We start from the raw sequence: 13,330 nt of genomic DNA, 5'->3' as shown, positions 1-13,330 counted from the left end.
CGGTCAAGCCGAGCGGTAGATATCCGGCCGGACGATCTCCATGAAGCGCGACGGGTTGCCGAGCGCCTCGAACCCGAATTGGCGATACAGTCCATGGGCGTCCGAGGTCGCGAGCAGGAAGCGCCTCAGGCCCTGCAGGTCGTCATGCTCGACAACGCAACGCATCAGCCATTTCGACAGCCCCTTGCCGCGATGCGCCTCGAGGATGAACACGTCGGCAAGCAATGCGAAGGTCGACCTGTCGGTGACGATCCGCGCGAAGCCAACCTGTGCGGCGCCATGATAGACGCCAAAGCAGATCGAGTTCTCGATCGCCCGCTGCACGGTCGATCTCGGAATGCCCCGCGCCCAATAGCTGCCCTCCGCCAGAAACGTGTGAATGACCTCGACGTCCAGGCGGTGCGGATCGGCTGATATCTCGTAGTCGGTGGGCATCCGCTGCATCGGCATTGGCGCGTTCCTTCGATCAAGTCGCTAGAGCATTCTCGGTTCTGATTGAATCAGAACCGAAGCCGCGTAGCCCGCATGAGCGAAAGCGACATGCGGGACAAAGACCCGGATATCGCTTGCGCTCATCCGGGCTACGAAACTTCGCTCGAAAGCGCTCTAGCCGAACCGGTGGTCGTAGCGCTTGATCGACAGCTCCTTGGTGTCGATCTCGGGCTTCTTCCCCGAAAGCATGTCCGCCAGCACCCGCCCGGAGCCGCAGGCCATCGTCCAGCCCAGCGTGCCGTGGCCGGTGTTGAGGTGGAGATTGGCAAAGCGCGTGGCGCCAATCACCGGCGGGCCGTCCGGCGTCATCGGGCGCAGCCCGCACCAGAAGGTGGCCTTGGGCAGGTCGCCGCCGCGCGGAAACAGATCGGTCAGCGAATGGTCCAGCGTCGCGCGCCGCGCGGCGTAGAGTTTGGTCGAATAGCCCGAGATCTCGGCGGTGCCGCCGACCCGGATGCGATCGCCGAGCCGGGTGATCGCGACCTTGTAGCTCTCGTCCATCACGGTCGATTCAGGCGCGCCGGACGCGTCCTTGATCGGCACGGTGATCGAATAGCCCTTCACCGGATAGACCGGCAGCGAGATGCCGAGCGGCCGCAGCAGGATCGGCGAATAGCTGCCGAGCGCCAGCACATAGGCGTCCGCCGTCATCATCCCGGCGCTGGTCGCGACGCCGGTGATCCGGGTCGTGTCCGCATTCAACCCGTCGATGCCGACATTGAACTTGAAGCGCACGCCGAGCTTCTCGGCTTCCAGCGCCAGGGCCTGCGTGAACATGTGGCAGTCGCCGGTCTCGTCATGCGGCAGCCGCAGGCCGCCGGCGAACTTTTCCTTCACGCCGGCCAGCGCGGGCTCGGCGGCGATGCAGCCCTCGCGGCCCAGCACCTCGAACGGCACGCCGTACTGCTTCAGCACAGCGATATCGTCGCCGGTGTGATCGAGCTGCGCCTGCTCGCGAAACAGCTGCAGCGTGCCGCGCGCACGCTCGTCATAGCGGATGCCGATCTCGCTGCGCAGCGCCTGCAGGCAGTCGCGGCTGTATTCCGCGATCGGGATCATCCGGCTCTTGTTCACCGCGTAGCGCGCCGTGGTGCAGTTGCGCAGCATCTTCAAGAGCCAGAGCCACATCACGGGATCGAGCTTGGGGCGGATCACCAGCGGGCCGTGCTTCATCAACAGCCACTTCACCGCCTTGACCGGCACGCCGGGGCCGGCCCAGGGCGATGAGTAGCCGGGCGACACTTCGCCGGCATTGGCAAAGGAGGTTTCCAGCGCGGGCTTCGGCTGACGGTCGATCACCGTCACCTCGTGGCCGGCGCGCGCAAGGTAATAGGCAGAGGTGACGCCGATCACGCCACTGCCGAGAACTAGGACCTTCACTTTTCCTCACATCCTGCAGCGAAAACGCAATCGCCGCTGCGAAACCAGTCTGCTCCGCAACGGCGACAGCAATTTGTAGAGCCAGCTAAGATATAGCTAGCAATTATCAGGCCACGCGCTTGATGGAGTCGCCGAGGATCGAGACGATGTCGTCGATATGCGACTTCTCGACGATCAAGGGCGGCGACAATGCCAGCGAGTCGCCGCTCATGCGGAAGTAGAGGCCGCGGTTGAAGCAATCGACCATGATGTCGTAGCCGCGCGCGCCGACGACACCATCGCGCGGCGCGACTTCGACCGCACCCATCAGGCCCTGGTTGCGGATGTCGACCACGTTCGGCAAGCCCTTCAGCGAATGCAGGGCATCGCGCCAGTAGTCGGCGAGCGAGGCGCCGCGGGTCAGCAGAGCTTCGTCCTTGTAGATGTCGAGCGTGGCAAGACCCGCCGCGCAGGCCACCGGATGCGCCGAATAGGTGTAGCCGTGGAACAGCTCCATGGCGTTGTCCGGGCCAACCATCAGCCCGTCGTGGATCTGGCGGCTGGTGAACACCGCGCCGCACGGCACGGTGCCGTTGGTGATGCCCTTCGCGGTCGTCATCATGTCGGGCGTCACGCCGTAGAAGTTGGCGGCGAACGGGGTGCCGAGGCGGCCGAAGCCGGTGATGACCTCGTCGAAGATCAGGAGGATGCCGTGCTTGGTGCAGAGCTCGCGCAGCCGCTGCAGATAGCCCTTCGGCGCCGGCAGCACCGCGGTCGAACCCGGCACCGGCTCGACGATCACGGCCGCGATGGTGTCGGCGCCATGCAGCGCCACCATCCGCTCGACATCGTCGGCGAGTTCGGCGCCGTGCTCCGGCTGATCCTTGGCGAAGGCGTTGCGGGCGAGATCATGGGTATGACGGATGTGGTCGACGCCGGGCAGATGGGTCGCGAACTGGCGGCGGTTGGCGACCATGCCGCCGACCGACATGCCGCCGAAGCCGACGCCGTGATAGCCGCGCTCGCGGCCGATCAAACGGGTGCGGCTCGGCTGGCCGGCGGCGCGGTGATAGGCCAGCGCGATCTTCAGCGCGGTATCGACCGATTCAGAGCCCGAATTAGTGAAGAAGACGCGATCCAGCCCCTTCGGGGCGATCTCGGCGAGCCGCTCGGCGAAATCGAACGCCAGCGGGTGGCCCATGTTGAACGAAGGCGCGAAGTCCAAGGTCGACAGCTGCCGTTCGACCGCGGCCGCGATCTGCGGGCGGCCGTGGCCGGCGTTGACGCACCACAGACCGGCGGAGCCGTCGATCACCTGTCGGCCGTCGACCGAGGTGTAGTACATGCCCTTGGCGGAGGAGAACAGCCGCGGCGCCTTCTTGAACTGCCGATTGGCCGTGAATGGCATCCAGAACGAGTCGGTCTTGATGGTGTTCGGAATCTGATGAACGGTCACGGCGGCGCTCCATTGCTGACTGATGCTAGTCGGACCACTCTTCCAGGCACTCAACAAGTCCTTTTCTGCCGCACCGCAAGCCATTGATCTTGTTGAGGGGCTCTGCCAATATTTGTTCGATCCGCAACACCTGCAACAGGGATTTGCCAAAGGAACTGTCATGAGCGTCGACATCGGCGGTCGGCTTCGATTCATCCGCGCGCGACACAAGCTGTCGCAGCGCGAGCTCGCCAAGCGCTCCGGCGTGACCAATTCGACGATTTCGCTGATCGAATCCAACCAGATGAACCCGTCGGTCGGCGCCCTCAAGCGCATCCTCGACGGGATTCCGATGGGGCTCGCCGAATTCTTCGCGATCGAGCCCGAGCGGCCGCGCAAGGCGTTCTATCGCGCCGACGAGCTGACCGAGATCGGCAAGAAGCCGATCTCCTACCTGCAAATCGGCGACAGTCTGTTCGGCCGGGCGTTGCAGATCCTCAAAGAGCGCTACGAGCCCGGCAGCGACACCGGCCGGGTGCCGCTGGTGCATGAGGGCGAGGAAGGCGGCATCGTGGTCTCGGGCCGGCTCGAGGTCACGGTCGACGACGAGCGGCGGGTGCTCAACGCCGGCGACGCCTATTACTTCGAAAGCCGCCGCCCGCACCGCTTCCGCTGCATCGGCGCCAAGCCGTGCGAGGTGATCTCGGCCTGCACGCCGCCGACATTTTGAACCCGGCGCGCGCGGCGGGCGACCCAAGCCGCAGGGGCCGCATGGCGCGGCCGCGCGGGTGACGTCGATGCCTTGCTCTCCACGGCTTGCGGCCGCCGTCGCAGCCATCGCGGTCCTTGCGTCCGGCCCGTCCGTTGCGATGGACGATTTCCTGCTCGCATCAAGCAGCGCGCCGACCGCGAAGGCGTTGCAGCCGCACCTCGACGAGGCGACGCGGCGCGCGCTGATCGACGACCAGCGCAGCTGGGTGAAGAGCCAGGCGCAGCAATATCCGGAATTCCTGCACCCGGCTTGGAACAAGCAGAGCTCCCAGGCTCACTTCACCGTCGATGCCCGCGACCACGTCGACGGATTACAGCGCGAACGCCTGGCGCTGCTCGAAGGCTTTGACGACAAGCGCGGCGGGCTTGCCGGCATCCGGCTCGCCCATAACGCCATCATCAAGATCACCACCGAGAGCAACGGCGCCGTGAAGGCGACCGGATGGAAGTGGGACCAGGGCGACTGGAAGGCCGGCTGCGACTACGAGATGACGGGCAAGATCGTCGGCGACACGTTTCGCTCCGACGAGCAGCGCAAGAACCCGGACACGCTCGAGCGCGATCACGCCATGCTGATCGTCAACCGGCAGGACGATTTGTTCGCGAAGAAGCGCTACTCGAACAAGGGCGGCATCGAGAACAAGGACGCCGACGAAGCGAAATGCAAGCGCCGGCTCGACAATTCCTCGACCGCGCGGCTGTTTCCCGCCCGGCCCTCGCCGGACATCGACAATTTCAAGGGCTCGATCAGATAGAGCGTCTTCAGGCGACGTGGATACCGGTTCGCGTGACGAAAACGCGTCAAGACAACAATCCAGAGACCCGTTCCGATTGAATCGGAACGGAAAGGCTCTGATCACACGACAGTTTCACAGATCGCGCGTCTGCCGGTCGCCCCACGCAATAACGGCGGCAATGGTGGCGAACATTGCTGTGACCGCGATCATGACGAGGATGGTGTCGAGAGGCATGGGTCGTCTCCTGCATATGATGCAGAGACCTAACGCGCCTGCGCGCGTATCGCCTTGTGCTGGATCAAAAGCCGACGCCGGAGCGTCAGCTCGCGCCGCTCAGCTTGAGCCGTTCGAGGTCGAGCAGCCGCACGCCATCGGGCACGATCAACACCACCTTCTCGCGCGCAAGGCGGGTCAGCGTGCGGCTCACCGTCTCGATGGTGAGACCGAGATAGTCGGCAATGTCCTGCCGGCTCATCGGCAGCGGCACGGTGACGGACACGCTTCCGATCCGGGCGTATCGCGCCTGCATGTTGAGCAAGAATGCAGCGATCTTTTCCTCGGCACTGCGCCGTCCGAGCAGCAGCATCTGGTCCTGCGCCAGGCTCAACTCGTGCCCCGCAAACTCATGCAGGCGGCGCAGCAGATGCGGCTTGCCGTCGACATAGGCGAGGAACGCCGATCGCACGAAACGGCAAACCGCGACCTCGTTGACCGCCTCCGCGGTGACGCCGTAGCGGTCCTGCAGCGCAAGTCCGAGGAAGTCGCCCGGCAGCGCGAAACCCACGATCTGACGGCGGCCGTCGGGCAATGATTTGTAGAGCCGCACGACGCCGTCGGTGACATTGAACACGCTCCCTGCCAGCGCACTCTGCTCGAACAGCGTCGTTCGTGCCGGAACCAGCTTTGCCTGGCTGATCCGGTCGAGCTCCTCGAGTTCGGCCGGCTCCAGCGCGGCGCAGACGCTGAACAGCCTGACCTTGCAGTCCTCGCAGCCATTCGTGGCGTGGCCGTGCCTGCAGTCGGAACGCGTCGCGCCGGCACACGAATCCTGCAGTGGCTCGGCAATGCTCATGGCTTCGAGGGTCCGCATGGTTAGGTGCTTCACACTATCAACCCCGATTTGATCTGGATCAACCGCCAACGGCATTGATGCAGATCAATGCTGCGCCGCGCTTTCCCCAGCAGTTTCGCTATCATCGGGGAATCCGGTGATGAACGAGCAATTCCAGGCACTTCCGATCGACCATCAGCATGCGATCGTGGCCTATCCGCTGGTGTTCATGCATGACGCCAGTATTACCACGGATCAGTGGCTGCGGTTCGTGCGCCGGCGCTGCCGCGGCAGTTCGCCCGATACCGGACTGATCGCGATTCGCGATCGCCGCGGCGTGATCCATGCCCTGTTCAGTTACCGCATCGACAACGACTTGCGCGTCCGCAAGCGGCTCAGCATCGGCGACCTGATCGTCGCGCATCTGCCCGGCTCGCGGATCGACGACGCGGTGTCGAACGTCATCGCCGAGGTTTCGGCGCAATACGGTTGCCAGATCGTCACCATCGAGCAGCCATTCGCAACGCGTCATGCGCGGCACGCCGGATGCCCGACTGCCGAGGCGCTGCGGCATCGTCGGCGCGTCAACTGACATCGCGCCGCTCGGTCGTTCGGAGCCAGCCGCCGAAGGCGCCCTGCTCCGTTGCCGCCGTGGTCGTGCGGGAGTAGCCTTGCGGCGGCTGGAAGGTCCGACTGTCGACGGTGCCACCGCATGCGCATCATCCTGATGTTCGTCGCTATTCTGCTCGGCTCGCTCGCTCCCGCAGCGGCTGACGACGTCGGCGCCGCGCAGACCGTGATCCGCGCGCAGGAGCAGGCGTTCGGCCGCGACGACGCCGCGGCGGCCTATTCGCATGCCGCGCCCGCGATCCGGCAGATCTTTCCGCAAGCCGACATCTTCATGTCGATGGTGCAGAACCAATACGCGCCGGTCTATCGGCACAGAAGCTTCGAGTTCGGCGAGGCGCGCAGCGACGGCGACCGGATCGCGCAGCGCGTCCATATCGTCGACGCCAATGGCGAGGCATGGGAGGCGCTCTACACGCTGGAACGACAGGCCGACGGCAGCCTGAAGATCACCGGCTGCTCATTGCTCAAGGCCGGCCAGCCGGTGTGATCGCAGGGACCGGATCCGCCGCTTAGGCCAGACCCTTGCTCGGCCGGAGCCTGTCTTCAAGCCAGTCGAAGATGACTTCATTGGCCAATGTCGGGTTATCGATATGCCCCTGCATGGCGGCGGTTTCAGCACGCCGGAACAATATCAGCCGGGCGTCGCGATGAATGCTGCCCAGCTGGTCGCCAAATTCAATCAGGGTGCCCGGAAGGAGCCAGCCGGCTTCACCCGCGGTGACGAGGAGCGGACAATCGATGCTGCGTGAAATCGGATTGGCTTCCTCGAGCCATCCAGTCTGCTCGTTGCCGCCAGCTTGCCGATAAAAGAAACTCCTTTCGTGCGAGTCCCACATGCCGGCGTCGCAAACCGCTGCGGCAAACCGGGCGTCACTCGCGGCCGCCCGGGCGACCAGGGAGGAATTCCACGCGTCCGCCACGATGGCGATCCGCGTGTTGTCTACGCCGGGCGTTTCCGAAAGAAAGTCCAGGATGCGGCTCATCGCGGCTTCGAACTTGCGACCCTCGAGCCGTTCCGGTGGCAACGCCGTCTGGGTACCCAACAAATCCACGGCGAGCAGCGAGAAGCCGCGCTCGCTCGCATGGCCGGCGTATTTGGCGATCAGTTCTTCCTTATAGGAACCCGGCTCGCCAATGCATACGATCACGGGCCCATCGTCGTGAAAAGCCGACGGCAGATAATAGGCTTGAAGCGACAGGTCGTCTGTCCAGGGAATCGACAGCACCTGGCCCGCCGGAACCCGGCTGTTCAGAAAGTTGGTCGCGCAGCGACGCATGCCGTCGACAGCGCATTTCAGCAGGTCATTGGCGTATCCAGGAGGCCTTGCGGCTGCGTGAAAGTAAGTGGTGGCGCGAAGCCAGTTGCGACGAGCGGTGATCATGTTTCCGTTCTGCAACGAAATCTCGGCTCTCGCCTCGTTCAGTTGCGCGGTCTTGATCCACTCCCCGGACCACGAGTTCTCCGAACCGAGGTTGATCTTGCTCAATGTCAACCAACATTCGGAAACCGTTGAACCGCCCTCCTGTGCGGCGGCCAACACTTTGACGAACTCCGCCGACAGATCCTCGCGATCCGGCCAGACAGGCCAGCCCTGATCATCGAACTCGACGCTGCTTGACGAGGCGCCACGCACCCCACAGTGGTCATGCATATTTCGTCAACTCGTTCGCACCCGGCTCTGCTGCCGGTACGCGTTATCGATACGAGTCCGCCAGTTCGCGTCGACGAAGCGCCGCTTCGATAGCCGCGTGACGTTGGCGCCGAAATCGCAAACGCCAATCACCCAGCTCTCCCAAGAAACTATTCCAATGCCGGTTCATATAATTGAAGTAATTCGGCGGCGGCAATCGTTGATACGGCGGCGCAGGAATGCGTTGTGCTTATGTCTGACGATCGATTGTTGTCGATTGTTGCTGCCGCAATCGTTTCCGAGCAGATGCTCGGTGACGACCTGAACGCAGCCGGCTCGCCTCTCGCGCGCACGTGCCGTCGGCGCCGGCCGCCTCACGGAATCGCCAGGACCGCGACGTTATCGGTCACTCCAGCGTGACTGCGAGCGCACGGCTAGAAGGGCGCGATGTCGCTGTCCTTAACCAGGTAGTCCTGCATCGCCAGCGCGCGATCACTCGACCTGATGAATCGCTCGACGAGATCGAGAAAGATCGAGAACTCCTTGTCGTTCATGCAACCGAGCCAGACGTCGTTGACCTTCGACTGCATCGGCGTGAGCGAGTCCAGAAGGGCGCAGCCGGCTTGGGAGACCGTCAATTTGGTGCGACGACGATCATCCAGATCGCCGGCCTTCTCGACCAGGCCAAGCTCGGTCAGGTGCTGGATCGCCTTCGTGACACCCGCGCTGGTCAAGCGGAGGTATTCGGCGACGGTGACGGGGAAGACGTCGCCCTTGGTCTCGAGATAGCGGATCGTGGTCAGGATCGTGTACTGAACGCCGGCGATGCCGGCATGCGCCGCGTAGCCCTGGGTCAGGTGATGGTGGCGTGACGACAGGGAATGCAAGCAGCCCGCGAGACGCTGCAACTGCAGTTCGCTCGCTTTCGCGATTCGGTTGGTTGAAGCAGTCGCGTGGAACGCCGCCGGAAAATGGCCCGTCGAAGGTTTACGGTTGCGGCTTGGTTTTGCTGTTGCCTTCGGCATGCCGAGCGACGCTTCCTGATCGGACCGGGCGACATTTATATGATATAGTCATATAACTGGCGTGACATATTCCGTCCAGCTGACGCCGCCGCTTCGCCTGTACCGCAGATCACGATGCACGGCGGTTTTCGATCCCGGGCTTCACGAAGCCGTGCGCCGGTGCCGCGCGCCTTGCGCCGCGCCAGCATGCGCCGATCGCACGGGCTCAATAAAAAACCTCCGGCAGGGCATTGCCGGAGGTTTTGGAGGCTAGTTCATGAAGATGTCTGATATCTCCTCATCATCATGGTCGGCAGAGCAACCGACGCTGGTTTGTACATGATTGACTAATGTTAGTAAATCATACAACGAACCCTTCTTTCAAAATTAAAGCCCCGACAGTTTCCCGCCGGGGCTTTGATGAGCGATCAAGTCAGGATCAACCGGGCCTTACCAATTGCGCTGCGCGCGGAGCAGCAGCATGTAGGTATCCTGGTTGCTGAGAGAGTAGACAGCGGCCGGCTTGCCGATCGCAGCGCTACCCGGGTAGGTGATCGTGCCGGCGTAATTCTGATCCAGATGGGTGTAGGTGAAGTCAGCCGAGAAGGTCAGGTTCTTCACCGGGGTCCACTGGGTCTGCGTACCGATCTGCGCGATGCTGTAGTCCGGGTTGCACGAGGTCAGGTTCGAGGTGGCGCCGATCAGGGTGCCGAACGATCCGCCCACACCCGTTCCGCCCGGGCCGCAGATGTAGCTCTTGGCGGTGCCGTTGTAGTTAACCTGGGCCCAGGCACCGTAGATGCTGGTGTTCCAGTTCGGATTCCAGTTGTGGACATACGCGCCGCTCACGCCGTAGGTCGTGATCAGCTGCTGCTGGCCGCCAGTGACGAACACGCTGTCCGGTGCCATGCCGAAGCCGATGCTCTGGTAGGCACCGGGAACGCTGGTGTTGCCGAAGTAGGTGAATGCACCGGCACCCGAGAGATCCTGGATGTTGTAGCGCGTTGCGCCGTTGGTATAGACGCCCTGGACGTTGATCGTGTCGCCAGGCCCGGTCGGGATGTTCTTGATCGACAAGGCCAGCGCACCAGCCCAGCCCCATTTGTCGTCGGGATGACCGGTCAACTCGGTGCCACCATAGTAGGCCGCGTGGTTGTCATGCGCCGCGAACGACGCCTGGAACAGACCCCAGGCCTGGTCGACGCGGAGAGCCGCGATCAGATCCGGAGCAATCGTGCCGGCATAGTCGCTCGCGCCGTAGATGCCGAGAGCACCGGTACCGAGCGCGCCGAGATTCTGCACGCCGGCCTGGGTGTAGGCCGACTGATCCTGAGCCGACAGCGACAGCGACACGCCGTTGCCGAACTGCGCGGTGTAGGTGAACTGGTTCACGCCAGTGATCGTGCCGCCGCCGCCGACGAGACCGTCGAAATTGTTGCCCGGATAGTTGGCCCACGGCGCCGAGAACTGCGAGACCGCCTTACCCATGGTGAAGCCGGCGAACTGGATGAAGGCGTAATAGACGCCGACCGTGCCGTTCGCGACTGTGCCGGAGCTGGCGTTGTTGGGGGCAGCGGACGTTCCGATCGGCGAGTAGACCGTCGAACCGTTGCCGGCGCCACCGTAGCTGTCCGAGGTCCAGCTGAAGGTCGCATCGAAGAAGGTGCGGACCACGCCGTACTCGGTCGCGGTGCGGGTGTCGACGTTCAGGTCTTCACGCGAGCGCCAGGTGTAGCCGTTGGTGAAGCGGTTCTGTGCGCCGGCCGCGCCACCGTAGTTGCCGGTGTGGTCTGAGTTGGTGTTCGCCAGCACGTCGACACGCAAATAGCCGCCCAGCTTGATGCAGGTGTCGGTACCCGGAATGAAGTAGAAGCCCGGACCATAGAGCGAGCAGACCTTCACGTACTCGATTGCCTTGGCCCTGACCGGAAGGTCGGCCGCCATGGCTCCACTGCTCGCGACGAGAGTTGCCACCGAGCCCAACAAAAGGCCCTTAACGATTTTCATGCTATCCTCCAAGTGATGCCTTCAAGTGATGCCTTGCACTGCTGGCAAAGCGACAAACGTTTCCCCTCCCAAAAACCGCTGCGGCGCAGCCATTTTCGAGATGCTCGTGGTCAACTCGGCCACTGCAGGCGTGAGATGGTGGATGCCCCCCATCTACGGGGCGGAACAATGCTATTGGGAAGTCACATATTCAACTTATATTAGTTAGTCATTCTATTGTTTGCGCGGCCATGTGTCATTCAGGCAACGTCTCGACGAACATTTTCGTCGGGCGCCCGCTTCATGGATTGCTCGATATCTGTGAAGATGAATTTTTGTTAAGGTGCGTCATGACCGAGCGCAAATCGACCGACAAACTGCAGGATGCGGCTGAGCGATTGGCCTGGGAGATCGTGTCGACCAGCGTGCGCCTCGAGGAGCTGCGCAGCATCTGGGCCAAGATGATCGGAATCACCGGTCCTCAATGGATGATCATGACGGTCCTGGCGAATGCCGACGACCGAAACATCGGCCTGCCCGTCGGCGCGGTTTCTCGGGCACTGCGTGTCGATCAGTCGTTTGTGGTCACGCAGTCAAAATTGCTCGAAAAGAAGAACCTCTTGCGCCGCAAGAATTCGAGCGAGGACGCCCGGGTCGTGAACCTGTCGCTGACCGATCACGCCAAGAAGCAGATCGCGAACCTGTCCTCGCAACGCAAGGACCTGAACGAGTTCGTCTATGCCGAGCTGGATCTACGGGAGTTGCAGCAACTGACCGGCAAGATGGATTCGATCAAGAACCGCCTGGAAAAAGCGATCGCGAGGATCTCGGCCGAGCTTTAGGACGTCGCCGAGATCGCCGCAGTCCCCGATCAGTCCCTAGTTTGCGCATGATCCCACGCAAGCGCTTCTCGCGAGCAAAACCGCTTCGCACTTTTCCGGATCATGTATTTATTTGGGCATGATCTTTCCGGAAAACCGCTGCGCACTTTTCCGGATCATGCCAGCGCCAGCCGCTGCCGCGCCCGCATCATGAGCAGCACGATGATGCTGACATTGAGCAGGTTCCAGGCGAGGCCGTTGGCAAAGGCGGCGGCATAGGAGCCGGTGGCGTCGAAGATCACACCCGAGATCCAGCCGCCAAAGGACATGCCGAACACCGAGGCGAAGATCACGATGCCGATCCGCGTCGCGGCCTCCGACGCCGGCATCGCCTCGCGCACGATGATCGCGTAGCTCGGCACGATGCCGCCCTGGAACAGGCCGAACATCGCCGAGATGACGTAGAGCGAGGTCAGGCTGTCGAAGAACAGATAGAACAACAGCGCCGCGCCTTGCGCGATCGAGCCGATCAGCAGGGTGCGGATGCCGCCGATCCGGTCGGCGAGGAAGCCGGAGCCGATCCGGCTGATGATGCCGAAGCCGAGCATCAGCGACAGCATCTCGGCGCCGCGCGCCACGCCGTAGCCGAGATCGCCGCAATAGGCGACGATATGGACCTGCGGCATCGACATCGCCACGCAGCAGGAAATCGACGCGAGCGACAGGATCGCGGTCAGCGCGTTGGTGGAAAGCTTGAGGTCGACCCCCGGCGGTGCCGCGTTGACATGGCTGCGTCTGGTCGCCGCGCCCATCAACACGCGCAGCACCATGAGCGCGAGCAGCATCGAGATCGCGGTGAAGATGCCGATTGCAATATGGGTGGTGCGCCAGCCGACACTCTGCATGCCGAAATTGACCAGCGGCGGCCACACCGTACCGCCGACGTAATTGCCGCTCGCGGCGATCGCGACCGCGAGACCGCGGTAGCGCTCGAACCAGTGCGATGCCTCCGCCATCAACGGACCGAAGGTCGCCGCCGACGACAGGCCGATGGCAAAATGCAGCAGGATGAAGGCCCAGATCGACGGCGCGTAGCCGGCGCCGACATAGCCGAGGCCGAGGATGCCGATCCCGGCGCCGATCGCCGCGACGATGCCGTAGCGGTCGCTGATCTTCCCGGTCACGACCTGGCCGAGGCCGAAGCCGAGCATCACCATGGTAAAGGCGAGCGAGGCCGTTCCGCGGGTCGCACCGAAGTCGGTCTGGACCACCGGCAGCGCCACCACGACCGACCACATGCCAACGCTGCCGAGCGAGCCGATCACCACGGCCACGACAAGGCGCAGCCATGCCCGGCGCGAGTCGGGAATGAACGTAGCGACTTCAGGGGAAAATTCAGAAGAAATCACGACG

13 protein-coding genes are annotated in these 13,330 nt (G+C 63.2%); 5 read left to right on the top strand and 8 right to left on the bottom strand.

The window, feature by feature from the left end; genetic code table 11:
* Nucleotides 1-3: 3 nt before the first annotated feature.
* The 3 genes from QJT82_RS19090 to QJT82_RS19080 form a co-directional block, all read right to left on the bottom strand.
* Nucleotides 4-450: a GNAT family N-acetyltransferase gene (locus tag QJT82_RS19090; protein ID WP_028341247.1), complete on the bottom strand. Its 447-nt coding sequence runs from the start codon at nucleotides 448-450 to the stop codon at nucleotides 4-6.
* 156 nt (nucleotides 451-606) lie between these two features.
* Nucleotides 607-1,872, bottom strand: a complete 1,266-nt coding sequence (locus QJT82_RS19085; RefSeq protein ID WP_028341248.1) for a D-amino acid dehydrogenase — start codon at nucleotides 1,870-1,872, stop codon at nucleotides 607-609.
* A gap of 106 nt (nucleotides 1,873-1,978) precedes the next feature.
* Nucleotides 1,979-3,307 carry an aspartate aminotransferase family protein gene (locus QJT82_RS19080; protein ID WP_035631725.1) on the bottom strand — a complete coding sequence of 443 codons (1,329 nt, stop codon included), beginning with the start codon at nucleotides 3,305-3,307 and terminating at the stop codon, nucleotides 1,979-1,981.
* Between the two features lie 160 nt (nucleotides 3,308-3,467).
* On the opposite strand from QJT82_RS19080, the gene QJT82_RS19075 reads away from it, so the two are divergent.
* On the top strand, nucleotides 3,468-4,016 hold the full coding sequence (locus QJT82_RS19075; protein WP_018273259.1) for a cupin domain-containing protein: 549 nt from the start codon (nucleotides 3,468-3,470) through the stop codon (nucleotides 4,014-4,016).
* A gap of 67 nt (nucleotides 4,017-4,083) precedes the next feature.
* Nucleotides 4,084-4,812 (top strand): hypothetical protein, encoded by a 729-nt coding sequence (locus QJT82_RS19070; RefSeq protein WP_155258532.1) that lies wholly within the window; start codon nucleotides 4,084-4,086, stop codon nucleotides 4,810-4,812.
* A 301-nt stretch (nucleotides 4,813-5,113) separates the two neighbouring features.
* Here QJT82_RS19070 and QJT82_RS19065 read toward each other — a convergent pair whose 3' ends face one another.
* A complete protein-coding gene (locus QJT82_RS19065; RefSeq protein WP_080686767.1) occupies nucleotides 5,114-5,884 on the bottom strand; it encodes a helix-turn-helix domain-containing protein in 771 nt (256 codons plus the stop codon).
* 121 nt (nucleotides 5,885-6,005) lie between these two features.
* On the opposite strand from QJT82_RS19065, the gene QJT82_RS19060 reads away from it, so the two are divergent.
* Nucleotides 6,006-6,437 (top strand): hypothetical protein, encoded by a 432-nt coding sequence (locus QJT82_RS19060; RefSeq protein WP_051447905.1) that lies wholly within the window; start codon nucleotides 6,006-6,008, stop codon nucleotides 6,435-6,437.
* Between the two features lie 120 nt (nucleotides 6,438-6,557).
* Nucleotides 6,558-6,962, top strand: a complete 405-nt coding sequence (locus tag QJT82_RS19055; protein WP_028341251.1) for a DUF4864 domain-containing protein — start codon at nucleotides 6,558-6,560, stop codon at nucleotides 6,960-6,962.
* Nucleotides 6,963-6,984: 22 nt separating this feature from the next.
* Here the strand turns inward: QJT82_RS19055 and QJT82_RS19050 are convergent, their stop codons facing one another.
* From QJT82_RS19050 to QJT82_RS19040, 3 genes are all read right to left on the bottom strand, one after another.
* Nucleotides 6,985-8,127: a hypothetical protein gene (locus QJT82_RS19050; RefSeq protein ID WP_063607084.1), complete on the bottom strand. Its 1,143-nt coding sequence runs from the start codon at nucleotides 8,125-8,127 to the stop codon at nucleotides 6,985-6,987.
* 413 nt (nucleotides 8,128-8,540) lie between these two features.
* On the bottom strand, nucleotides 8,541-9,014 hold the full coding sequence (locus tag QJT82_RS19045; RefSeq protein ID WP_028341253.1) for a MarR family winged helix-turn-helix transcriptional regulator: 474 nt from the start codon (nucleotides 9,012-9,014) through the stop codon (nucleotides 8,541-8,543).
* A gap of 546 nt (nucleotides 9,015-9,560) precedes the next feature.
* A complete protein-coding gene (locus tag QJT82_RS19040; RefSeq protein WP_028341254.1) occupies nucleotides 9,561-11,117 on the bottom strand; it encodes a porin in 1,557 nt (518 codons plus the stop codon).
* Nucleotides 11,118-11,446: 329 nt separating this feature from the next.
* On the opposite strand from QJT82_RS19040, the gene QJT82_RS19035 reads away from it, so the two are divergent.
* Nucleotides 11,447-11,938 carry a MarR family transcriptional regulator gene (locus QJT82_RS19035; protein WP_196238170.1) on the top strand — a complete coding sequence of 164 codons (492 nt, stop codon included), beginning with the start codon at nucleotides 11,447-11,449 and terminating at the stop codon, nucleotides 11,936-11,938.
* A gap of 155 nt (nucleotides 11,939-12,093) precedes the next feature.
* Here QJT82_RS19035 and QJT82_RS19030 read toward each other — a convergent pair whose 3' ends face one another.
* Nucleotides 12,094-13,326: an MFS transporter gene (locus QJT82_RS19030; protein ID WP_051447908.1), complete on the bottom strand. Its 1,233-nt coding sequence runs from the start codon at nucleotides 13,324-13,326 to the stop codon at nucleotides 12,094-12,096.
* Nucleotides 13,327-13,330: the final 4 nt, after the last annotated feature.

Source organism: Bradyrhizobium sp. Mp19, from assembly GCF_029952935.1.
GTDB lineage: Bacteria > Pseudomonadota > Alphaproteobacteria > Rhizobiales > Xanthobacteraceae > Bradyrhizobium > Bradyrhizobium elkanii.
This window is presented reverse-complemented; position numbering and strand designations above follow the sequence as displayed.

Coding starts and splice junctions, on each gene's coding strand:
- QJT82_RS19090 (WP_028341247.1), bottom strand. CDS start 450: ATGCCGATGCAGCGGATGCCCACCGACTACGAGATATCAGCCGATCCG.
- QJT82_RS19075 (WP_018273259.1), top strand. CDS start 3,468: ATGAGCGTCGACATCGGCGGTCGGCTTCGATTCATCCGCGCGCGACAC.
- QJT82_RS19070 (WP_155258532.1), top strand. CDS start 4,084: ATGCCTTGCTCTCCACGGCTTGCGGCCGCCGTCGCAGCCATCGCGGTC.
- QJT82_RS19065 (WP_080686767.1), bottom strand. CDS start 5,884: ATGCGGACCCTCGAAGCCATGAGCATTGCCGAGCCACTGCAGGATTCG.
- QJT82_RS19060 (WP_051447905.1), top strand. CDS start 6,006: ATGAACGAGCAATTCCAGGCACTTCCGATCGACCATCAGCATGCGATC.
- QJT82_RS19055 (WP_028341251.1), top strand. CDS start 6,558: ATGCGCATCATCCTGATGTTCGTCGCTATTCTGCTCGGCTCGCTCGCT.
- QJT82_RS19050 (WP_063607084.1), bottom strand. CDS start 8,127: ATGCATGACCACTGTGGGGTGCGTGGCGCCTCGTCAAGCAGCGTCGAG.
- QJT82_RS19040 (WP_028341254.1), bottom strand. CDS start 11,117: ATGAAAATCGTTAAGGGCCTTTTGTTGGGCTCGGTGGCAACTCTCGTC.
- QJT82_RS19035 (WP_196238170.1), top strand. CDS start 11,447: ATGACCGAGCGCAAATCGACCGACAAACTGCAGGATGCGGCTGAGCGA.